Below are 23,700 nucleotides of genomic sequence, written 5' to 3'. Positions count from 1 at the left end.
GGGGACTGGAGCATATGCAACTGAATTCCACCGAAATCAGCGAACTGATCAAGCAGCGCATTGCTCAGTTTAATGTAGTGAGCGAAGCTCACAATGAAGGTACTATTGTTTCCGTCAGTGACGGGATCATCCGTGTACACGGTCTGGCTGATGTAATGCAAGGCGAGATGATCGCGTTGCCTGGCAACCGTTACGCAATCGCACTGAACCTGGAGCGCGACTCCGTAGGTGCAGTAGTTATGGGCCCGTACGCCGATCTTGCTGAAGGCATGAAGGTTAAATGTACTGGCCGTATCCTGGAAGTTCCTGTCGGTCGTGGCCTGTTGGGTCGCGTCGTCAATACTCTGGGTGAACCTATTGATGGTAAAGGTCCGGTAGAAAACGACGGCTTCTCAGCTGTTGAAGCTATCGCACCTGGCGTTATCGAACGCCAATCCGTTGATGAACCGGTTCAAACTGGTTACAAATCCGTTGATGCCATGATTCCAATCGGCCGCGGTCAGCGTGAGTTGATCATCGGTGACCGTCAGACAGGTAAAACTGCTCTGGCGATTGATGCGATCATCAACCAGCGTGATTCAGGCATCAAATGTGTGTATGTTGCTATCGGCCAGAAAGCCTCTACTGTTGCAAACGTAGTGCGTAAACTGGAAGAGCACGGCGCTTTGGCCAATACCATTGTGGTTGTGGCTACCGCGTCCGAATCAGCAGCATTGCAATACCTGGCACCTTACTCCGGTTGTGCCATGGGTGAATATTTCCGCGACCGCGGTGAAGATGCACTGATTATTTATGATGACCTGTCTAAACAGGCCGTTGCATATCGTCAAATCTCCTTGCTGCTCCGTCGTCCACCAGGTCGTGAAGCATATCCTGGCGACGTATTCTACCTCCACTCCCGTTTGCTGGAGCGTGCTGCGCGTGTTAACGCAGACTACGTTGAAGCCTTTACCAAGGGCGAAGTGAAAGGTAAAACCGGTTCTTTGACCGCATTACCAATCATTGAAACCCAAGCAGGGGACGTTTCCGCGTTCGTTCCGACCAACGTAATCTCGATTACTGATGGTCAGATCTTCCTGGAATCGAGCCTGTTTAACGCCGGTATTCGTCCTGCGGTTAACCCTGGTATCTCCGTATCCCGTGTGGGTGGTGCAGCGCAGACCAAGATCATGAAAAAACTGTCCGGTGGTATCCGTACCGCTTTGGCACAGTATCGTGAACTTGCCGCGTTCTCCCAGTTCGCATCCGATTTGGATGATGCAACCCGTAAACAGCTGAGCCATGGTCAGAAAGTGACCGAGCTTCTGAAACAGAAACAGTATGCGCCGATGTCTGTCGCACAACAGTCTCTGGTTCTGTTCGCTGCTGAACGTGGTTATCTGGGTGATATCGAGTTGGCGAAGGTAGGTAGCTTTGAAGCTGCATTGTTAGCGTTTGCTGACCGTGAGCATGCCGAGCTTCTGCAACAAATCAACCAAACTGGCGCGTATAACGATGAGATCGAGGCCAAGCTGAAAGGCATCCTTGATACATTTAAGGCAACCCAGTCCTGGTAACGCTATGCGGCCCTGCTTTTCATTAGGAAAGCGGGCCGTCTGGCAATGAGGAGAAGCAGAAATGGCCGGCGCAAAAGAGATACGTTCCAAGATCGCCAGCGTGCAAAACACGCAAAAGATCACCAAAGCCATGGAGATGGTCGCCGCCTCCAAAATGCGTAAATCGCAGGAACGCATGGCGGCTAGCCGTCCTTATGCAGAAACAATGCGTAGTGTGATTGGTCACCTTGCGCTAGGTAATCTGGAATATAAACATCCGTACCTGGAAGAACGCGACGTTAAGCGTGTTGGGTATCTGGTGGTTTCTACAGACCGTGGCTTGTGCGGTGGTTTGAACATTAACCTGTTCAAAAGACTGTTAAATGAGATGAAAGGTTGGTCTGAAAAAGGCGTTGAATGCGATTTAGCGCTGATTGGATCAAAAGCAGCTTCTTTCTTTGGTTCCGTGGGCGGCAATATTGTTGCTCAGGTTACTGGCATGGGGGATAACCCTTCTCTGTCAGAACTTATCGGCCCAGTGAAAGTTATGCTGCAAGCCTATGATGAAGGTCGTCTGGATAAACTGTATATCGTTAATAACAAGTTTATCAATACGATGTCTCAGGAACCACGGATCATGCAGCTATTACCACTTCCGCCTGCGGAAGACGGTACGCTGAAGAAGAAATCCTGGGATTACCTGTATGAACCTGATCCAAAAGCGCTGCTGGATACCCTTCTGCGCCGCTATTTGGAATCACAAGTTTATCAGGGCGTCGTTGAAAACCTGGCCAGCGAACAGGCCGCGCGAATGGTAGCGATGAAAGCCGCCACCGATAACGGCGGTAGTCTGATCAAAGAGCTGCAGTTGGTTTACAACAAAGCTCGTCAGGCCAGCATCACTCAGGAACTCACCGAGATCGTCGGGGGAGCCTCCGCGGTTTAACCAGGTTATTACCCTAAATAGTTCAAGTTGTGGGAAGGCACGAGTTGCTCCAGCAATTTGGAATATGGCGGGTAAATGAATTACGTAGAGGATTCAAGATGGCTACTGGAAAGATTATCCAGGTAATCGGCGCCGTAGTGGACGTCGAATTCCCCCAAGACGCTGTACCAAAAGTGTACAACGCCCTTGAGGTTGAAGGTGCAGCTGAGAAGCTTGTGCTGGAAGTTCAGCAGCAGCTGGGCGGTGGTGTTGTTCGTTGTATCGCAATGGGCTCTTCCGATGGTTTGAGCCGTGGGTTGAAAGTTATCAACCTGGAACACCCAATTGAAGTGCCAGTTGGTAAATCAACTCTGGGCCGTATCATGAACGTATTGGGTGACCCAATCGACATGAAAGGCCCTATCGGTGAAGAAGAGCGTTGGGCAATCCACCGTGAAGCGCCTTCTTACGAAGAGCTTGCCAGCTCGCAAGATCTGTTAGAAACCGGTATCAAGGTAATGGATCTGATTTGTCCGTTCGCTAAGGGCGGTAAAGTCGGTCTGTTCGGTGGTGCGGGTGTTGGTAAAACAGTAAACATGATGGAGCTTATTCGTAACATCGCGATTGAGCACTCAGGTTATTCTGTATTTGCCGGGGTAGGTGAACGTACTCGTGAGGGTAACGACTTCTACCACGAGATGACTGACTCCAACGTTCTGGACAAAGTATCCTTGGTTTATGGCCAGATGAATGAGCCACCAGGTAACCGTCTGCGCGTTGCACTGACCGGCTTGACCATGGCGGAAAAATTCCGTGATGAAGGCCGTGACGTATTGCTGTTCATCGATAACATTTATCGTTATACCCTAGCCGGTACGGAAGTATCCGCACTGCTGGGTCGTATGCCATCTGCGGTAGGCTATCAGCCAACACTGGCAGAAGAGATGGGTGTGTTGCAGGAACGTATTACTTCCACTAAGACGGGTTCAATCACCTCCGTTCAGGCCGTTTACGTGCCAGCGGATGACTTGACTGACCCATCTCCAGCAACCACTTTTGCTCACTTGGATGCAACAGTCGTTCTGAGCCGTCAAATCGCCTCTCTGGGTATTTACCCGGCGGTTGACCCGCTTGACTCCACCAGCCGTCAGCTCGATCCGCTGGTTGTTGGTCAGGAGCACTACGATGTAGCGCGTGGCGTGCAGTCTATTCTGCAACGCTATCAGGAACTGAAAGATATTATCGCAATCTTGGGTATGGACGAGTTGTCAGAAGATGACAAACTGGTGGTATCCCGTGCGCGTAAAATCCAGCGCTTCCTGTCTCAACCGTTCTTCGTGGCAGAAGTCTTCACCGGTTCACCGGGCAAGTTCGTGTCGCTGAAAGATACCATTCGTGGTTTCAAAGGCATCATGAACGGCGACTATGACCACCTGCCAGAGCAGGCGTTCTACATGGTTGGCACCATTGAAGAAGCAGTGGAAAAAGCCAAGAAACTGTAACGCTGTTGACTGGAGGGTGACATGGCTGCAATGACATACCATCTGGATGTTGTGAGCGCAGAGAAGAAAATGTTCTCAGGCGTGGTACAAAAAATTCAGGTGACGGGGAGTGAAGGTGAACTGGGTATTTATCCTGGTCATGCCCCACTGCTCACTACCATTAAGCCTGGCATGATACGTATTGTTAAGCAGTTCGGTGAGGAAGAATTTATTTATCTTTCTGGCGGCATCCTTGAGGTGCAACCGAGCGTGGTTATCGTATTAGCTGACACTGCTATTCGCGGAACTGATTTGGACGAAGCTAAGGCGCTTGAATCTAAGCGCAAAGCAGAAGCCCACATCAGCAACTCCCACGGCGATGTCGACTATGCTCAGGCATCCGCTGAATTGGCGAAGGCGATTGCGAAATTACGCGTAATCGAGCTGACCAGGAAGGCGATGTAATTTTATATCTGGTGTTTTTTATATCAACTTCACTGAAGTCTAATAAATAACACGTTGATTTATAAAGTTATAATACAGAAAAAGCCAGTCAGTAAAATGATTGGCTTTTTTTTTTAACCTTATTTTCATCATAGCAGTAACTCCCCAACCCTCTTTATCAACACCGCTGTATTTAATTAGCCCTAAGCTAAACTAATGAAGTTTCTTTCTGAAAACTCTTGTTTCTTGTCGTAAAATAAGTGGTTAATAACCTTAACGAGCTTATGTTTTTTGATAAAAACGGGCCAGAAACGTCGCTGATCGCAGACACTTTTATCACCATTTTTTTGTTACATGGCATATAGCTACAACCCTTTAACCACGCGGGTTGAGTACGTTTTTCGCTGAGAAATATGTAGTAATTATTTTGCTAAACAGGTTTACTTCCGTCTATTAATTTGGAGTTATCAGGTTGCTTATGTCTAACAGCTCAATGAGTGTGGTCATCCTTGCCGCAGGTAAGGGGACACGTATGTATTCCGACCTTCCTAAGGTGTTACACCCATTGGCAGGTAAGCCGATGGTTCAGCATGTGATTGATGCTGCCATGAAGTTGGGTGCACAAAATGTTCATCTGGTTTATGGGCACGGCGGTGAGTTATTGAAAAAAACACTGACTGACCCGGCGCTGAACTGGGTATTACAAGCAGAACAATTGGGCACCGGGCATGCGATGCAACAAGCCGCACCGCATTTTGCTGATGATGAAGATGTGCTGATGCTCTACGGTGATGTGCCGTTGATCTCTGTTGATACCTTGCAGCGGCTGTTAGCTGCGAAGCCGCAAGGCGGTATTGGCCTGCTGACGGTGAAGCTGGATAACCCGAGCGGTTATGGTCGTATTGTGCGCGAAAACGGCGATGTGGTTGGGATTGTTGAGCATAAAGATGCCAGCGACGCGCAACGCGAGATTAATGAAATCAACACCGGGATTTTGGTTGCGAATGGTCGTGATTTAAAGCGCTGGCTGTCATTGTTGAATAATAACAATGCTCAGGGTGAGTTTTATATCACTGATATTATTGCACTGGCCCATGCTGACGGTAAAAAAATTGCAGCGGTTCATCCTGCTCGCCTGAGTGAGGTTGAAGGGGTGAATAATCGTCTGCAATTAGCCACTCTTGAGCGCGTATACCAATCCGAGCAAGCTGAAAGGCTGTTGTTAGCTGGGGTAATGTTACTGGATCCCGCGCGTTTTGATTTGCGTGGAGAATTAACACATGGCCGCGATATCACTATCGATACCAATGTCATCATTGAAGGCCAGGTGACTTTAGGTGATCGGGTGCGTATTGGTACCGGATGTGTGCTTAAAAATTGCGTGATTGGCGATGATTCAGAAATCAGCCCATACAGTGTATTGGAAGATGCTCGTCTGGATACTGGCTGTACGGTCGGGCCATTTGCTCGCCTGCGTCCGGGGGCTGAGCTAGCCGAAGGCGCTCATGTCGGCAACTTTGTTGAAATCAAGAAAGCTCGCTTGGGTAAAGGCTCGAAAGCAGGCCATTTATCCTACTTAGGTGATGCTGAAATTGGCTCTGGCGTAAATATTGGCGCAGGAACCATAACTTGCAACTATGATGGAGCTAACAAGTTTAAAACTATTATTGGTGATGATGTCTTTGTTGGCTCAGATACCCAATTGGTTGCTCCTGTCACAGTGGCAAACGGTGTGACTATCGCCGCTGGCACCACAGTTACCCGTGATATCGCTGAAAATGAATTAGTCCTTAGCCGCGTCAAGCAAGTCCATGTTCAGGGCTGGCAACGTCCGGTGAAGAAAAAATAGTTTATATTCGCCACTTTTAAAATGTTAGGTTTCTGACTGTTATTGTTTACCAAAGATATTGATTAACATCATTATCTTTGGATTTTAAACGCTATAGTTTGATTGAAAAACAGCCCTTCAATATTATCTATTCTTTTTTGGAGGGATGTTTTGCCCTGTATTTTTGGCTTATCCATCCGAGCTAAGAGTACAGAACAAAACATAATAATCCCCAACTCTACAGGCTCGGGGAACCCGGAAAATCCGGAAAATCAGGTCACTGACATCGACAAGGTTCTTAAAGAACCTTACATAGGAATAAAACAGATGTGTGGAATTGTTGGCGCAGTAGCACAGCGTGATATCGCTGAGATTCTGATCGAAGGTTTACGTCGTCTTGAATACCGTGGTTACGACTCGGCCGGTTTAGCCGTGGTTGATGCTGAAGGCCATCTGACGCGCTTGCGCCGGTTAGGTAAGGTGCAGGAACTCTCAGATGCAGCTGAAAAGCAAGACTTGCATGGCGGAACCGGTATTGCACATACTCGCTGGGCTACCCATGGCGCACCATCAGAAGCCAATGCGCACCCGCATGTTTCTGAGCATATCTCCGTGGTGCATAACGGCATTATCGAAAACCACGAACCTTTACGTGAGTTATTAGTGAGCCGTGGCTACCGCTTCAGCTCTGAAACTGATACCGAAGTTATTGCTCATTTGGTGCATTGGGAGCAACAGAATGGCGGTTCTCTGCTTGATGTCGTGCGCCGTGTTATACCGCAACTGCGTGGTGCTTATGGCACAGTAGTGATGGATAGCCGTGACCCAAGTCGTCTGATTGCCGCTCGTTCAGGTAGCCCATTGGTGATTGGTTGTGGTATTGGTGAAAACTTTATTGCCTCTGACCAGTTGGCTCTGTTGCCCGTCACTCGCCGTTTCATTTTCCTTGAAGAGGGCGATGTGGTTGAAGTTACTCGCCACAGTGTCAGTATTTTTGACAAACAAGGCAATGCAATTGAGCGTCCGGAAACTGAATCTCAGTTGCAATATGATGCTGGTGACAAAGGTATTTATCGTCATTACATGCAAAAAGAGATTTATGAACAGCCAACAGCGATTAAAAATACGTTGGAAGGCCGTTTAAATCACGGGAAAATTGATTTGTCTGAGCTTGGCCCGAAAGCCGATGCTCTGCTGGCAAATGTTCAACATATTCAAATCATAGCCTGCGGTACGTCTTACAACTCAGGTATGGTTTCTCGTTATTGGTTTGAATCTCTGGCTGGCGTTCCTTGTGATGTGGAAATTGCTTCAGAATTTCGTTATCGCAAACCTGCGGTGCGGCCAAACAGTTTGTTAATCACCTTGTCACAATCGGGTGAAACTGCCGATACCTTGGCGGCATTGCGCTTGTCGAAAGAATTGGGTTATTTAGGCTCGCTGGCAATTTGTAATGTTGCTGGCTCATCTCTGGTACGAGAATCAGATTTGGCCTTGATGACGAAAGCAGGCACCGAAATTGGCGTCGCATCAACGAAAGCCTTTACCACTCAATTAACGGTATTATTGATGCTGGTGGGCCGCATTGGCTTACTGAAAGGCATTAAAAACGGTGAACAGCTCGAACATGAAATTGTTGAGGCGTTACAGTCCTTACCGGTTCATATTGAGCAGATGCTGTCATTGGATAAAACCATTGAAGCCTTAGCTGAAGGTTTCTCTGATAAGCACAATGCCCTGTTCCTTGGCCGTGGCGATCAATACCCTATCGCAATGGAAGGCGCACTGAAGCTGAAAGAAATTTCTTATATTCATGCTGAAGCTTATGCCGCCGGTGAATTAAAACACGGCCCATTAGCGCTCATTGATGCCAATATGCCAGTTATCGTGGTAGCACCTAACAATGAATTGTTGGAAAAATTAAAATCCAACATTGAAGAGGTGCGAGCTCGCGGTGGTTTGCTGTATGTATTTGCTGATATAGATGCCGGTTTTACCAACAGTGAAGGGGTTAAAATTGTGCCATTACCTCATGTTGAAGAGATTATTGCGCCAATTTTCTACACCGTTCCACTACAGTTGCTGGCTTATCATGTCGCGCTGATTAAAGGTACAGATGTAGATAAACCACGTAACCTGGCCAAATCTGTCACTGTTGAATAAGTAAAAACAGCTATCTGAACAGTATAAGCCGGCTTTATCGCCGGCTTATGCCGTTTCGACCCATTCGGTGCATTTTCCTCCAATCAACTTCTCTTTGGTTCGATTACCCGCAATCGCATCGAGTCAGTTCACCCTGACCTCACATTTAATGAAATGCGCATCCTGATCCACGTGGATCGCAACCCAGGTCTAACGCAAAAGGCATTAGCTGATCGCAGTCATACCGACAAAGCCCACAGGCTCTGCAAAGGCAGCTGTTGGAACTATTGCAGCAAGTTCATCGCAATATCACTCACTCGTGTTAAGCCGCGATAATAGGCGAGAGGCTTATCCTGATACTTTGTTGAACCTTGCCCACTGCCAGATATAAAAAAGCACCTAGGATTATTATCCTTTGGGTGCTTTTCCCTGCCGTAAGTAAATGCCATTTTTAATTGCAGATCATTAGCGAATTTTGTCCTGCAGATTTTTTACATTTTGCTCAAGGGTGGAAACCGTCTTTTCTAATGATGATTGGTTGCGCTCTAATTCGATTATTTTATCTTTATAGCGGGCGTTTTGCTGGCTAAGGGTTTCAACGTCTTTTTCTAGCTCTAGCAGTAATTGGTTATTTTTCTTGAGCTGGCCCAAAGTCATATCACCATAAAACTGATTTCCGGAGAGATTATCATGGGCAACTACGGGGCCATCTTTGTATGAGTAACTCAATTGCTCTGCTTGTAAGGCGTAAGAAGTGAACAAAAGAAAATACACTGTTGCGGATGAAATAAGCGTTTTTTTCATTTATAACACCTATAATTAAAGTTGAAATTGCTAAACGTATTTAGATAAAAATATAGACGATTCATGCACTTATTTCACTCATATTTATCTGTCATATAACTGTAACATTGCGTACATTTTTCTGTCATTAAACTGTCCTATTTTCCCTCCTGCACCATACTTAATCTGATGAAAACAATTTAGAGTGAATTCTAATATCCCATTAGGAGGGATTATGAAACTGATGCGTACCACCGTAGCCAGCATTGTGGCAGCGACTTTATCTATGACCACTGTGTCCGCGTTCGCTGCTGCTAGCCTGACAGGTGCAGGTGCGACATTCCCCGCGCCGGTGTATGCCAAGTGGGCAGATTCTTATCAGAAAGAAACAGGTAACAAAGTTAACTATCAAGGGATTGGCTCTTCAGGTGGCGTAAAACAAATCATCGCCAACACTGTTGATTTCGGTGCTTCTGATGCGCCATTAACCGACGAAAAATTAGCGGCTGAAGGTTTGTTCCAATTCCCGACAGTGATTGGCGGTGTGGTGTTGGCCGTGAATATCCCTGGTATTAAATCCGGTGAATTGACATTAGACGGTAAAACACTGGGTGATATTTATCTGGGCAATGTGAAAAAGTGGAATGACCCGGCGATCGTGAAGCTAAACCCGGGTGTTAATCTGCCAGATCAAAATATTGCCGTCGTGCGTCGTGCAGATGGCTCCGGTACTTCATTCGTGTTCACCAGCTACCTGGCTAAAGTGAATGCCGATTGGAAAGAAAAAGTGGGCGCGGGTTCTACAGTTAACTGGCCAACCGGTTTGGGCGGTAAAGGTAACGACGGTATTGCTGCATTCGTTCAGCGCTTACCGGGTGCCATTGGTTATGTGGAATACGCCTATGCTAAACAGAATAATTTGGCTTACACCAAACTGATTTCTGCTGATGGGAAACCCGTTAGCCCGACTGAGCACAGCTTTAGTGCCGCAGCCAAAGGAATTGATTGGAGTAAAACATTTGCTCAAGATTTAACTAATCAGAAGGGTGCGGATGTATGGCCAATTACATCAACAACTTTCATTTTGCTGCATAAAGAGCAGAAAAATCCGGAAAAAGGCACTGAAGTACTGAAGTTCTTTGATTGGGCGTATAAAAACGGCGCGCAACAAGCCAGCGCACTGGATTATGCACCATTGCCAAATGAAGTGGTTGAACAGATTCGTGCAGCTTGGAAAACCAATATAAAAGACAGTTCAGGCAAAGCATTATTCTAAGCTGGCCAGAATCGCATAAAGCAGTAAACGGATTATTATTAGTTTAATTATTGTCCCTCTTCACTTAGTGAGGAGGGACATAACACCCGGATGAGAAGAGAGTCTATGGCTGCGTATAAGCCGACTATCAAAGCACCGAGTAAATACGGTGACATCATTTTCAGTGCGCTGGTTAAACTGGCTGCGCTGATTACCCTATTTCTGTTGGGCGGCATAATCATTTCATTGATTGTGGCCTCCTGGCCAAGCATTGAAAAATTTGGTTTTGCTTTCTTGTGGACGAAAGAATGGGATCCTCCGGCTGAGCAGTTTGGCGCATTGGTACCCATTTACGGCACTATTGTGACCTCTATTATCGCCTTGCTCATTGCGGTTCCGGTCAGTTTTGGTATTGCCCTCTTCTTGACAGAATTAGCACCAAACTGGTTAAAACGCCCGCTGGGTGTGGCTATTGAGTTACTGGCAGCTATCCCAAGTATTGTTTATGGCATGTGGGGCTTGTTTGTTTTTGCGCCACTCTTTGCCCGCTATTTCCAAGAACCTGTCGGCAACGTGATGTCCGGCATCCCCATTATTGGGGTGCTTTTCTCTGGGCCCGCATTCGGTATCGGTATTCTGGCCGCAGGCGTCATCTTAGCTATCATGATTATTCCTTACATTGCGGCGGTGATGCGCGATGTGTTTGAACAAACCCCGGTGATGATGAAAGAGTCGGCTTACGGCATTGGCTGCACCACTTGGGAAGTTATCTGGCGCATTGTGCTGCCTTATACCAAAAATGGGGTTATTGGTGGCGTGATGTTGGGGCTGGGCCGCGCATTGGGCGAAACCATGGCGGTGACCTTTATTATTGGTAATACCTACCAGCTCGACAGCTTCTCCCTATTTATGCCGGGCAACAGTATCACTTCCGCGTTGGCGAATGAATTTGCTGAAGCCGAATCCGGCTTACATACCGCCGCGTTGATGGAATTAGGTCTGATTTTGTTTGTTATCACCTTTATCGTATTGGCTTTATCTAAGCTGATGATTTTGCGTCTGGCTAAGAAAGAGGGGCGCTAAGATGGCGACGATGGATATGCAAAGTGATGCGACGCTGATGGCAACCCGCCGTAAAAAGCAGGCCTGGCGTCGTCAAAAAAACCGGATTGCCTTAATCCTTTCAATGGCAACAATGGCTTTCGGCCTGTTCTGGTTAGTGTGGATTTTATTGTCCACAGTGACTAAAGGCATCGACGGCATGTCTTTGGCGCTGTTTACCGAGATGACGCCACCACCGAATACTGCGGGCGGCGGCTTGGCTAATGCCATTGCAGGCAGTGGCTTATTGATTCTGTGGGCGACAGTGATTGGTACTCCACTTGGGATTATGGCGGGGATTTATCTGGCCGAATATGGCCGCAAGTCCTGGCTGGCAGAAATTACCCGTTTTATAAATGACATTTTATTATCAGCCCCTTCCATAGTGGTGGGCCTGTTTGTGTACACCATTGTGGTCGCCAAAATGGAGCACTTCTCCGGCTGGGCTGGGGTCATTGCACTGGCGCTGTTGCAAGTGCCGATTGTTATCCGCACCACCGAAAATATGCTGAAACTGGTTCCTGATAGCCTGCGAGAAGCGGCTTATGCTTTAGGAACGCCAAAGTGGCGCATGATATCGGCCATTACATTGAAGGCTTCTATTTCCGGTATTTTGACAGGTATTTTGCTGGCGGTGGCGCGTATTGCGGGTGAAACGGCTCCGCTGTTATTCACCTCGCTCTCCAACCAATTCTGGAGTACCGACCTAAGTCAGCCTATTGCTAACTTACCGGTCACCATATTTAAGTTTGCCATGAGTCCATTTGCCGAATGGCAACAACTGGCATGGGCAGGGGTGCTGCTAATTACCCTGTGCGTATTGTTACTGAATATTCTGGCTCGGGTTGTTTTCGCAAAGAAAAAGTATTAATCGGCTGAAAAACTTCAGCCATGAGCAATGAAAATACCGATTCGCCAATAAATTTCAAAATGCGGCTACGGCGGCATTGGCTAATAGAGAGAAGTCTTGATGAGTATGGCAACTGACATCAACAACAGCAAAATTCAGGTTCGCGATTTGAATTTCTACTACGGCAAATTCCATGCGCTGAAGAATATTTCGTTGGATATTGCTAAAAACCAGGTCACGGCTTTCATTGGGCCATCAGGTTGCGGTAAATCTACCCTGCTGCGTACATTCAATAAAATGTATCAGTTGTATCCGGATCAGCGCGCTGAAGGTGATATTTTACTAGATGGGCAGAATATCCTGACCGATAAACAAGATATCGCGTTGTTGCGGGCAAAAGTTGGCATGGTTTTCCAAAAGCCAACGCCGTTCCCGATGTCCATTTACGATAACATCGCCTTTGGGGTGAAACTGTTCGAAAATTTATCTCGTGCAGATATGGATGAGCGCGTGCAATGGGCGCTGACCAAAGCCGCTTTGTGGAATGAAACCAAAGATAAGCTGCACCAGAGTGGTTATAGCTTGTCGGGTGGGCAACAGCAGCGGTTATGTATCGCCCGAGGTATTGCCATTCGTCCAGACGTGTTATTGCTTGATGAGCCGTGCTCGGCGCTCGACCCTATCTCTACCGGGCGTATTGAAGAACTTATCAGCGAATTGAAGTCTGATTATACCGTGGTGATTGTTACACATAACATGCAACAGGCAGCCCGCTGTTCGGATCACACGGCGTTTATGTATCTGGGCGAACTAATTGAATTCAGTGATACAGATACCCTGTTTACTGCTCCGCAGCAGAAACAGACGGAAGATTATATTACTGGTCGCTATGGTTGATGGCCCTGGATTCGCTCACATTAATTTCGCCTACTTATACGTACAGGAAGTGTCATGGATAACCTGAATCTAAATAAACATATTTCCGGCCAGTTCAATGCAGAACTTGAACATATCCGCACCCAAGTATTGACTATGGGCGGGCTGGTGGAGCAGCAATTATCTGATGCTATCACCGCAATGCATAATCAAGACGGTGAGTTGGCAAAGCAGGTTATTGCTGGCGATAAAAAGGTCAATATGATGGAAGTGGCCATTGATGAAGCCTGTGTGCGCATCATTGCCAAACGTCAGCCAACGGCCAGCGATTTGCGATTGGTTATGGCGATTATCAAGACCATTTCTGAGTTAGAACGTATTGGTGATGTGGCTGATAAAATCTGCCGCACGGCGCTGGAGAAATTCTCTCATCAACATCAACCTTTATTGGTCAGCCTGGAGTCACTTGGCCGCCATACCGTGCAAATGCTGCACGATGTATTAGATGCTTTCGCCCGGATGGATTTAGATGAAGCCATTCGTATTTATCGCGAAGATAAGAAAGTTGACCAGGAATATGAAGGCATAGTTCGTCAGTTAATGACGTATATGATGGAAGATCCGCGCACCATTCCGAGTGTGTTGACGGCCCTGTTTTGCGCCCGCTCGATTGAACGTATTGGTGATCGCTGCCAGAATATTTGTGAATTCATTTTCTACTTCGTCAAAGGGCATGATTTCCGCCACCTTGGCGGTGATGATTTAGAAAAGCTGCTTTCAAATAATACTGAAAAATAGTAATTTATCCCCAATCAGGTTAAATATTCACACTTGATGGTCAGGAACCTCAATCGCTTTTTCCGCATTTCCTGGCCATTATTTTTAGTGCTAATCGCCCCGATAATCAGAGCAAGACCGGATGGCGGCCTAAAATATCAACCCATATCCTATCTTATGGTCTGAAACCCACGTTTAGGCGCTGATCCTGTTTCCACCCATTGTTTTTCCATCATTGATTAACCTGAGTTTAGGCAATGAAGGTAATATACTTTAATTATCCCATTGCCTATTTCCTTCATATACTGTCATGGTGAGTAAGAATATTCCTACAATATCAGGTGTTGATTGGATATTAAAATGTTACATTTAGAAAAATTTAATAATAATTATTCCTGGTATTGAAAAGTTATTCCTTACCTCATCGCCTTTTACATCAGGCTTTAGCAAATAAATGTAAAAAAAAAGAATAATAATATTCCTTTTTATAAAAAATAACGAATCAATCAACTGTGATAATTATCACTTTATTATGTGAGCTAAAAAGTAAAATCCCCCGGCAAACATAAATAACGGAGGAATTAATGAAAATAATAATACCCGCGATTCTCTTGTTTAGTAGCTGTGCTTACGCAGATGTTATTCCAGATTCACAACTTAAAGAGATGTGGTTATCTCCTCAAGCATCAGCTGAGAAAATCGTCTCTGCAATGAGTTTTGAAGAAAAACTGGGGCAAATATTGATGGTTGATATTCGTTCATGGAGTAATGATAGCAATGGTGATAAAAAGCCCTTCATTGAAATCAATGACTCCGTCAGTAAAATGATTCACGATTATCATCTGGGCTCCATTATTCTTTTTAGAGAAAACTTGATTGATACCCCACAGACAGTTGAATTAATTAATAACCTACAACGTGCACGGAGTAATTTCCCGCTATTTATTAGTACTGATCAGGAAGGGGGGTATGTTACCCGCTTGCGCGTCGGTACTGAAATGCCAGGAAATATGGCGCTAGGCGCGACAGGATCAGCAAAATTAGCTCAACAAACTGGAAGTATCCATGGTTACGAATTATCCAGTCTTGGCTTTAATTTTAACTTTGGCCCTGTAGTCGATGTGAATAATAACCAGAATAACCCTGTTATTGGTGTGCGTTCTTACTCCAATGACCCTGTGCTGGTGGGGGAATTAGCCCGCAGTTATATCAGTGGCATTCATAAATCCAATGTTCTGACGTCGCTAAAACATTTTCCTGGTCATGGTAATGTCACCTCCGATACCCATTTTGCACTGCCGACCGTCAATATTGATAAAGCGGCATGGCAACAAGTAGAACTGAAGCCATTTGTTGAAGTTATGCCTGTCACTGATGCGATTATGACGGCTCATATTGTGGTACCTGCTCTTGATAACGCCATGCTGACGAATATTAAGGGCGAGAAAATTGGCACCCCAGCCACATTATCAGAGCCCATTTTGACCGGTATTTTACGTAACCAGCTTAAATTTGATGGTTTGATTCTAACTGATGCGATGGATATGGGGGCTATTACCAGTAATTTTGATAGAAATTGGTCTATTAAACAGGCGATTATGGCGGGAAATGATATTGTATTAATGCCAATGGAAATAAAAAGTAGCGCCAGTATTAAGCAACTCAATGCACTTTACCGTTATTTAACAGCAGAGGCTGTAAATGATCCTGTGCTGAAACAGCGGATTAACGATGCAGCACAGCGAGTTATTTATACCAAACTCAATAAACGTATTTCTCCTGATCCTCATGACGTTACCATCGCGGAAAGGGTTGTTGCATCTAAAAACCACAAAAATATTGAGAATTTCATTTCTGAGCAAGCTATTACGCTGATTAAAAATGACAGTGTCTTGCCTTACCACATTAAGCCACATAACAATATAATAGTTTTCTCTGATGAAAAACCACGTAACGAACTAATTGCAAAGCATCTCTTTGAAATTGCAGATAAATTTAATGTTACTTTTGATGTAAAAAATGAAGTCGTCAAACTGGATAAAGATAACGTTTCTCTTGAAGATATAGCTAAGCAGATTAAAGGCCAGAATCTTATTATTATGGCTACTTATAATCTTAAGCTTAATCCTGTCAATGCACAGCGGATTATAAATGTAGCAAATAAAGAGAAAATTCCACTGGTTGTTATCTCCAGCAGAAATCCTTACGACATTGCCTATTTATCTAATGTTAAAGCTAATATTGCGATTTATGGCATTACTGGGTTTGATGTCACCAATAATGTACGTAATAGCTTGGAAACCAATATCCGTAGCGGGCTACGCACCCTATTCCAAGGGCCTAAAGGAAAATTAGATGTACTGGCTGAGCCTCATGGAAAGTTACCAGTGGATATTAGAACGCCAGATAATAGTGAAATACTCTACCCACGTGGTTATGGATTAACAATGTTCTAAACATCATGGAAGGTAAAATGAAGATAGCAAAAGGACTTATGGTGTTTAGCGCCATAGCAATGTGCATGCCCGTATTTGCTGATGAGTTTGAAACTAATTATGACCAAGAAATTATTAAATTAAATAAACGAATCCAGCAGATAGAACAAGAAAAAAAAGAAGCACAAGATAAATTAAAACAAAAAGCGTGGAACTTTGACACCTATATAGGTGCAGAACAAGAAATAGATAGTGATGAAAGTTGGAAATTTGTTAAAGGAAGTATGGCAACATCGCCTTATATCGGTGCCTATATTTACCAGAATGATTCATTATGGTTATATGATGTTCAGTTCTTAAAAACATATTTGGATAATAATCCAGAGTATGACCGGACACGTTGGCAGGCAGGGGTAACCAGAACCTTTCCTTTCATCTATGATGGTAAGAGCGGTAATACAAAATTACGCCTTGGTTATCGTAATGATAACTGGCATTCGCCATCAATCAATAACCCAGCCCTGGCAGAACCAGGATATAAGGGCGATATTCGCAAAGGTGAAGAGCGACATGAGTTCTGGATTAGACCTCAGGCATACTATAAATACTCAGAAAGCCTAAGTTTTAATGCAAGCTTATCATTTCGTTTGATAGACCGTAAGTTAGATTATGCCCGTGCAAAAGGAAACTATGGCGTATATAAACGGGACTGGAGCCAAATCAACGAGCATTTTGCGGGTGCGAATATTACGTTTAACAAGAAAAATTCACTCTGGCTAAACTATTTATATATTGATGAGCAATTGGTTAATACTCTGTATAACAAAGAGCATTTCTTATGGGGTGTTTATCGTTATAAGTTCGACAGTGGTTGGCTACTTATGCCCTATACACGTTTGGCCCTGGTTAAGGGAACTCAGAGTTTCCGTGACTCGAATAATCATGAAACACTGTATAAAGAAAAGAATCGTAGCCGCTATGGTTTACAGGTACTCTATCCGCTGACGAAGCAAACTTCAATATTTGCAGATACCTATTACCGTCCAGAACAAACATGGACAAATAACAATAAGACCAGCAACAATTTTTGGTTCTGGGCTGTGGAATTAAGACATAATTTCTGATGCCAAGTCAGTAGCATCAGAGTATTTATTCATTAATAGCGAGAGATAAGGAATGAGATGTTTCCTGCAATTATTATTATGTCTGTGTTCATTGTTTATGGTTAATATCAGCTATGCTGAGGTACCGCAAAAAATTATTCTAGGTGTCGATCAGGAAAATGTTTATGGGCCGCAGCTTAAAAATAAGCGCGTGGGCTTAATGGTAAACCAAAGTTCTATTAACAGAGATGGGCGTCATACCATCGACAAACTGTTAGCTGAGCAGGATAAATTCCACTTCACTGTAACAACATTATTTTCCGTTGAGCATGGTATACGCGGTGATGCAGATGCTGGGCTAGGTGATGATAATCATATTGATAAGCAGAGTGGCCTCCCTATTATTTCTTTGTATGGGCGGGATAAAGATGGTCGGGTGCGGGCGCATCCGACCGAGGCTCAATTATCTGATGTCGATATCGTTATTTATGATTTACAGGATGTTGGCGTTCGCTATTTTACCTATACCATCTCCATGCATCATATGCTGGAAAGTCTGCAAAAGTACCATAAACAATTTATGGTGTTCGACAGGCCTAACCCACTCGGCAATTATGTCTACGGCCCTATTCTTGCAGAAGAGAATATATCAGGTATAGGGATGCATCCTGTGCCTATGGTGCATGGGCTGACGTCGGGGGAATTTGCCCAGATGATAGTCAATGAGGGCTGGTTGACACATTTTGATGATACCAGTTGGGAAGCCGTTGGCGTCAAAGCTTATCAATTTCCCTCAAAGGATTTGACGGTAATTGCTATGGGGAATTATACCCATGAGACGCCTTATTCATTGCCGGTAAGACCTTCTCCAAATTTACGCAGTGATCTGGCTATTCATCTTTATCCTTCTTTAGGCATATTTGAAGCAACCAGTGTCAATATGGGCAGAGGGTCAGATAATCCTTTTGAACAACTGGGGTTTCCATCCAAGAAGTTTTATATCAATACCTGCTATGACGTTGATATTAAGCAGCAGAAAACAGGATGGCCGCAAGCAGGTAAAGAGGTCTGTGGCGAGAGATTTACGGCAACTGAGATGACTGATACTCAGCCGACGATACGTTATTTTGTCGAATGGTGGTTCAAGTTTAAAGACGCAGGTTATTCAATGGTAATTCCGCCACAGATGGAGGCAAATTATCTGGATTATCAAAATGAGTACTTTTTAATCCGCCCCCTATGGCTTGCAAAATTAACGGGAACGCGCAATCTGGTTAAATTAATGGAAGAAGCAACAGAAAGGACATTGACCATTGATGAGACGGTGAACTACCTGGAGTCTAACTGGCAGCCCGGTATTGATAACTATTTAAAGCTACGCGAGAAATATAAGCTCTATCCTTAAGGATTTGTCCATAATTCGCTGTAACAATTAATGCATTAAAGGTGGGCATTTAAATGCTCACCGAACTTGATTAGGGGGGCTTAATTTCTTTTAGGCCTTACCCCCTATTTTATTTCCGCACTAAATTAACATCATATCGTTTCATCTCTGTTTATATTTCACTGCTTATTAATTGACATAATACCAATGTCTTATATTTTCTTATGGGTATATGTGTTTGGTGTGTTTTGGGAAATAAAACTTCCTATGTAAAGGAAATATATTTCCTTATTAAACGTTAGAAATACACTTTACTGTTTGATGGTATAACCCCATAGGGTTCTCAATTAATTTTTTATACTGGGCAGAATAAGTGAATATATCTCTACCTATGCCTAAAAATGTTGCCCTTAACCTGTTATGGGTGTTGTGGGGTGCATGTTTAGTCGGTTATGTGGTTTACGATCTGTTTTTTTATCTTCTTCTTGCTCCTACTTTTTTCCTCATTTTTATTCTGATAAATATTATGTTTAAAAAGAAAATAAGCAATCATATCGAGGTGTCTCCGGTGACCAACTCAGCGCTACAATCTACCGCATCTACCCCACCCACAGATACCGCGAAAACGAATACAATCATAGCTGTAGGAACAAAAATAAAAGGCAATATTAATCTTGATGGTGACATTCAAATTTACGGTGCTGTCATTGGGGACATTGCTGTTAACGAAGGCACCATAAGATTAATGCGCAGTGGTCAAATTGAAGGGAATTTAACCGCGCCGCATATTACCGTGGATGGGCGAGTCGAGGGGATTTGTGTTTCCGAACATCTGGAAATTTTGGAGAATGGCCGTTTACACGGCATTGTGAAAGGCAGTAATTTCTCCATCAAAAAAGGCGGTATTTTCATTGGTCAGTCGGAGATTACGGATGAATCTGCGGGTGTGCTACAAAATAAATCAAAACCTGCGGTGATAGTGAATCAGGAAAAATTCACAGCAGAAGAGGCAGTAGCAGACACCACCGGCGGCAGTAAATAATCCTGTCTTTAGGGATTTTACTAATACATGCTAATAACGCGATTAGGCTGAAATCTATAGTCGTAGCCGCGTTATTAGCCTGTTATTTCTTCTTTTTATTTGTTGGTTTGTTTTTTTTCCTTATGAATACATTTAGTTTTTCAGCTTATTTATTCAGAAGTGGCTTTTTTTCTCCGGTCTGAACCCTCTGTTTCCCTTAGTTATCCCCAGCCAACGATTTCACTTTATTTATTAATACTAGCAGACACATTCGCTGAGATTAATTGGTTATAAATATATCGTTTTATATTATTTCCTGACCTAACGCCGAATTGATAACTTAGCCATATCGCAACATCTCAATCCTTTTAGGGGCTTTCAATGAAACCATCTTTATCGACGAAAAAAAGTGCTGTGGCATTAACACTGCTAGCGGGTCTGGCGGCAATTTCTGGCACCGCGCATGCAGATAAACTGGATGATATTAAGCAAGCAGGGGTCGTGCGGATTGCTGTTTTCGATAGTAACCCGCCATTTGGTTATATTGATCCACAGACTAAAAAACTGGTGGGATATGATGTGGACGTGGCGAATGCCATTGCGAAAGATTTAGGTGTAAAAGTAGAACTGCGGGCAACCAACCCGGCTAACCGTATTCCGCTACTCACCGCTAAGAAAGTGGATTTGATTGCCGCAAACTTCACCATTACCGATGAACGCGCCAAGGAAGTGAACTTTAGTTTGCCTTATTTTGCCACCGGTCAAAAATTCATTGCCCATAAAGGCGTGCTGAAAACCCCAGAAGACATTGGTAAGTTGCGTATTGGGGCAGATAAAGGCACGGTGCAAGAAATAACCCTGCGTGAGCATTATCCAACTGCGAAAGTTATTTCCTACGATGATACTCCGCTGGCATTTACAGCTCTGCGTAATGGTAATGTTCAAGCCATCACTCAAGATGATGCGAAATTGGTGGGTTTGCTGGGTAATCTTCCAGAGGCACAAAAAGCAGATTTTGAAATCTCGCCATTCAGTATTACTAAAGAATATCAAGGTGTTGGTATTGCTAAAGGTGAAGATCGTTTAACCGCCAGTGTGAATGAAACCCTGGTTAAGCTGGAAAAAGACGGCGAAGCCGCCAAAATTTATGACCGCTGGTTCGGCCCGGCAACCAATGCTGCACAACCTCGAGGTGATTTTAAATTTGCGCCATTAGATCAACAGCCTAAGGCATGATATATGCCCATCGTCCTTGATGTTGTTGGGGGATTATCTGCCACGTCAAGGACGAAAAAATAGCGCGAGCCAACTTGCTGACCACGTTGATGAGTGGGATAGCTGCCAAATGGGGAGTAGCCGTGTCGCCCATCGGTGCCGTCGGCTCGATTTGTTCGGCGCTGAAAATACCGCTTTACCTTCAACCTCAGCGCAATAAAACGTCGGAATGTTACGTCGCGCAGAAAAAATAAGATGGATTTTATTATGGACATAAAAATGCGCGCTTTTAGATCATTAGAAAACGGTTGGTCTAACCGCTGATGAATTTATCTCATCTCACTGATTGGTTATTGGCACCGCAATACCTCGGCTGGTTGTGGGACGGTTTTCTTCTCACCTTGTGGATTGCTGCCTGCACGGTGGCGGCGCCACTTTCTTAGGCTTTTTGCTGGCCGCGGCCAGAGACAGTGAACTCAAGATGTTGCGGGGGTTTGCTATTGGGTACAGCACATTATTTCGTAATACACCGCTGCTGATTCAATTATTTTTTTGGTACTTCGCCGCCAGCCAATTACTGCCCGCCAGCTGGATACCTTGGCTGAATACGCCACATGAAATCAATTGGTTCGGGGTAAATCTGAGCTGGCCTTCTTTCGAGTTCTTAGCCGGTTTTATCGGGCTGACCCTCTATTCCACGGCATTTATTGCAGAAGAACTGCGCGCCGGAATAAGTGGCGTCGCCAAGGGGCAAAAATATGCCGCCCATGCACTAGGGCTGACGGGGTGGCAATCCATGCGCTATGTGGTGCTGCCGCAAGCGCTGAAAATAGCGCTACCGCCGCTACTGGGCCAATATATGAATATCATTAAAAACTCGTCATTGACGATGGCTATTGGTGTAGCTGAACTTTCTTATGCATCCCGTCAGGTTGAGACCGAAACATTGCGGACATTCCAGGCTTTTGGTGTGGCAACTTTGTTGTATATCGCCATTATTGCGCTCATTGAGGCCTGGGGAATGTGGCGTCAACAGCGAACTGCAATCAGGGGGCATTGAGATGGATTTCACAATTATTGCTGATAACTGGACTTATCTATTGTGGGGTACTTTCCCTGATGGCCCATTGGGTGGCGCGGCATTAACCGTGCTGATAAGCCTTATGGCTGGGGTGGCCTCGGCTATTTTGGGCATTTTTCTGGGGATATTACTGGCAATGTCCCGTGGTGTCTGGGCGGGGATATTAGCCGCAGTATTGGGTTTTTTCCGTGCCATTCCGGTAATTATGTTGATTTTCTGGACATATTTTCTCCTGCCAATAGTCTTTGGTGTGGATATCCCCGAAATCACGACTGTGGTGTGTGCGCTGGCATTGATTGCCGCGGCCTATTTAGCCCATGCGGTGAAAGCGGGTATTGTCGCCATTGGGGCCGGACAGTGGCAAGCCGGGTTGTCGTTAGGTTTCAATCGCTGGCAGGTGTTGTGGTTTGTTGTCTTGCCACAAGCTTTGCGCATGATGGTGCCGTCCTTTATTAATCAATGGATTTCCTTGATTAAGGATACTTCGCTGGCTTATATCGTTGGGGTAAATGAACTGACATTCTTGGCCACTCAGGTGAATAACCGCAGCATGGTTTACCCGATGGAGGTCTTCCTGTTTGTGGCACTGATTTACTTTGTGTTATGTCTGGCGTTGGATGTGTTGGCCAATGGCCTTAACCGCCGCTTTAGCCCACAACATGCCATAAAACGACAAAGCGCCATTAAAGCATCATGGCGCTGGTGGCGAACAAGTCCGTCAGACTGCTGACTCAATGCTGCCTATTATCAACTTCGCTATTATCTATAAGTTATTACCTATAAGTTAATGGCGAGTTATATGCCAACCTCTGGCGCGCCAGAGCGCGGGTAGCTGTTGCATATCATCAAACATGGTGACCAATGGGTGATGAATTGGCAGATTATGGGGATCGGCACAGTAGTAATACACCGGTATGCCCGCCGCTATTCCCGCGTGGGTGCCCGCGGCTGAGTCCTCGACCAAAATACAGCGCTCTGCCGCAACCTGCATTTCTTTGGCGGCATGATAAATCAGTGCCGGATCGGGCTTCCAGCGCTGAATGTCGTAGCCGCTATACAGCTTTTCTTCAAAGAAAGGCAGTAAGCCGGTCAGGCCAAGGGAGTGCTGCATTTTGCTCACTGGCCCATTGGATACCACACAAACCGGCAGGGTAATTTGTTCTAACAGCGCCTTTGCTCCGGGGATCGGCTGTAACTGGGCATCAAATAAGCGCGCAACTTCAGCGCGATAGAGTTTCTCCAGTGCTTCTATTGGCTCGTCCAGGCCATTTTCTTTGCTGACTTGCGCGACGATTTCATTCAGTTTTACCCCTTTAAAGCGCTTAATCACCTCTTCCAATGACAAGTGAATATCATAATGGGCAAACATCACGACGTATGCCTGACAACACAGAACTTCGCTGTCGACCAAAGTTCCGTCGCAATCGAACATGACGCAGTCTATCTGTTGCATACCGCTAATCC

The 23,700-nt window shown here is 45.0% G+C and carries 19 protein-coding genes and 1 pseudogene; 18 read left to right on the top strand and 2 right to left on the bottom strand.

What is annotated here, in order from left to right; all coding sequences use genetic code 11:
* The first annotated feature begins 14 nt into the window (after positions 1-14).
* The 6 genes from atpA (at position 15) to glmS (ending at position 8,376) form a co-directional block, all read left to right on the top strand.
* On the top strand, positions 15-1,556 hold the full coding sequence (atpA, locus tag YROHD0001_RS12500; RefSeq protein WP_004713914.1) for a F0F1 ATP synthase subunit alpha: 1,542 nt from the start codon (positions 15-17) through the stop codon (positions 1,554-1,556).
* Between the two features lie 61 nt (positions 1,557-1,617).
* The gene (atpG, locus tag YROHD0001_RS12505; RefSeq protein WP_004713913.1) at positions 1,618-2,481 is read left to right on the top strand and encodes a F0F1 ATP synthase subunit gamma; all 864 of its coding nucleotides are present in this window, start codon (positions 1,618-1,620) and stop codon (positions 2,479-2,481) included.
* Between the two features lie 98 nt (positions 2,482-2,579).
* Entirely contained in the window at positions 2,580-3,962 is a 1,383-nt protein-coding gene (gene atpD / locus YROHD0001_RS12510; protein WP_032816366.1) for a F0F1 ATP synthase subunit beta, read from the top strand.
* 21 nt (positions 3,963-3,983) lie between these two features.
* On the top strand, positions 3,984-4,406 hold the full coding sequence (locus tag YROHD0001_RS12515; RefSeq protein ID WP_004713912.1) for a F0F1 ATP synthase subunit epsilon: 423 nt from the start codon (positions 3,984-3,986) through the stop codon (positions 4,404-4,406).
* 457 nt (positions 4,407-4,863) lie between these two features.
* Positions 4,864-6,234 (top strand): bifunctional UDP-N-acetylglucosamine diphosphorylase/glucosamine-1-phosphate N-acetyltransferase GlmU, encoded by a 1,371-nt coding sequence (gene glmU, locus YROHD0001_RS12520; protein WP_004713911.1) that lies wholly within the window; start codon positions 4,864-4,866, stop codon positions 6,232-6,234.
* A 306-nt stretch (positions 6,235-6,540) separates the two neighbouring features.
* Positions 6,541-8,376 (top strand): glutamine--fructose-6-phosphate transaminase (isomerizing), encoded by a 1,836-nt coding sequence (gene glmS, locus YROHD0001_RS12525; RefSeq protein WP_004713910.1) that lies wholly within the window; start codon positions 6,541-6,543, stop codon positions 8,374-8,376.
* Between the two features lie 444 nt (positions 8,377-8,820).
* Here glmS and YROHD0001_RS12530 read toward each other — a convergent pair whose 3' ends face one another.
* Positions 8,821-9,159, bottom strand: coding sequence for a hypothetical protein (locus YROHD0001_RS12530; RefSeq protein WP_004713908.1), 339 nt, complete (start codon positions 9,157-9,159; stop codon positions 8,821-8,823).
* A gap of 214 nt (positions 9,160-9,373) precedes the next feature.
* Between YROHD0001_RS12530 and pstS the strand changes: the two genes are divergently transcribed.
* From pstS to YROHD0001_RS12590, 12 genes and pseudogenes are all read left to right on the top strand, one after another.
* Positions 9,374-10,414 (top strand): phosphate ABC transporter substrate-binding protein PstS, encoded by a 1,041-nt coding sequence (gene pstS / locus YROHD0001_RS12535; protein ID WP_004713907.1) that lies wholly within the window; start codon positions 9,374-9,376, stop codon positions 10,412-10,414.
* 105 nt (positions 10,415-10,519) lie between these two features.
* Positions 10,520-11,476 carry a phosphate ABC transporter permease PstC gene (gene pstC / locus YROHD0001_RS12540; RefSeq protein ID WP_004713906.1) on the top strand — a complete coding sequence of 319 codons (957 nt, stop codon included), beginning with the start codon at positions 10,520-10,522 and terminating at the stop codon, positions 11,474-11,476.
* 1 nt (position 11,477) lies between these two features.
* A complete protein-coding gene (gene pstA / locus YROHD0001_RS12545) occupies positions 11,478-12,365 on the top strand; it encodes a phosphate ABC transporter permease PstA (RefSeq protein WP_004713905.1) in 888 nt (295 codons plus the stop codon).
* A gap of 99 nt (positions 12,366-12,464) precedes the next feature.
* Positions 12,465-13,241 carry a phosphate ABC transporter ATP-binding protein PstB gene (gene pstB / locus YROHD0001_RS12550; RefSeq protein WP_004713904.1) on the top strand — a complete coding sequence of 259 codons (777 nt, stop codon included), beginning with the start codon at positions 12,465-12,467 and terminating at the stop codon, positions 13,239-13,241.
* A 54-nt stretch (positions 13,242-13,295) separates the two neighbouring features.
* Positions 13,296-14,018, top strand: a complete 723-nt coding sequence (gene phoU, locus YROHD0001_RS12555) for a phosphate signaling complex protein PhoU (protein ID WP_004713903.1) — start codon at positions 13,296-13,298, stop codon at positions 14,016-14,018.
* Between the two features lie 563 nt (positions 14,019-14,581).
* Positions 14,582-16,453 carry a glycoside hydrolase family 3 protein gene (locus YROHD0001_RS12560; protein WP_004713902.1) on the top strand — a complete coding sequence of 624 codons (1,872 nt, stop codon included), beginning with the start codon at positions 14,582-14,584 and terminating at the stop codon, positions 16,451-16,453.
* Between the two features lie 17 nt (positions 16,454-16,470).
* Positions 16,471-17,556 (top strand): hypothetical protein, encoded by a 1,086-nt coding sequence (locus YROHD0001_RS12565; RefSeq protein ID WP_032816365.1) that lies wholly within the window; start codon positions 16,471-16,473, stop codon positions 17,554-17,556.
* 52 nt (positions 17,557-17,608) lie between these two features.
* Positions 17,609-18,940: an exo-beta-N-acetylmuramidase NamZ family protein gene (locus tag YROHD0001_RS12570; RefSeq protein ID WP_032816364.1), complete on the top strand. Its 1,332-nt coding sequence runs from the start codon at positions 17,609-17,611 to the stop codon at positions 18,938-18,940.
* 370 nt (positions 18,941-19,310) lie between these two features.
* Positions 19,311-19,961, top strand: coding sequence for a bactofilin family protein (locus tag YROHD0001_RS12575; RefSeq protein WP_004713899.1), 651 nt, complete (start codon positions 19,311-19,313; stop codon positions 19,959-19,961).
* A gap of 360 nt (positions 19,962-20,321) precedes the next feature.
* A complete protein-coding gene (locus YROHD0001_RS12580) occupies positions 20,322-21,176 on the top strand; it encodes an ABC transporter substrate-binding protein (protein WP_004713898.1) in 855 nt (284 codons plus the stop codon).
* A gap of 302 nt (positions 21,177-21,478) precedes the next feature.
* Positions 21,479-22,215: pseudogene (locus YROHD0001_RS19270) on the top strand (amino acid ABC transporter permease).
* A 1-nt stretch (position 22,216) separates the two neighbouring features.
* Positions 22,217-22,966, top strand: coding sequence for an amino acid ABC transporter permease (locus YROHD0001_RS12590; RefSeq protein WP_004713894.1), 750 nt, complete (start codon positions 22,217-22,219; stop codon positions 22,964-22,966).
* A 54-nt stretch (positions 22,967-23,020) separates the two neighbouring features.
* On the opposite strand, the gene yieH is transcribed toward YROHD0001_RS12590, so the two are convergent.
* Entirely contained in the window at positions 23,021-23,689 is a 669-nt protein-coding gene (gene yieH, locus YROHD0001_RS12595; RefSeq protein WP_032816363.1) for a 6-phosphogluconate phosphatase, read from the bottom strand.
* Between the last annotated feature and the right edge of the window lie 11 nt (positions 23,690-23,700).

Source organism: Yersinia rohdei ATCC 43380 (assembly GCF_000173775.1).
In the GTDB taxonomy this organism is placed as follows: Bacteria; Pseudomonadota; Gammaproteobacteria; order Enterobacterales; family Enterobacteriaceae; genus Yersinia; species Yersinia rohdei.
This window is presented reverse-complemented; position numbering and strand designations above follow the sequence as displayed.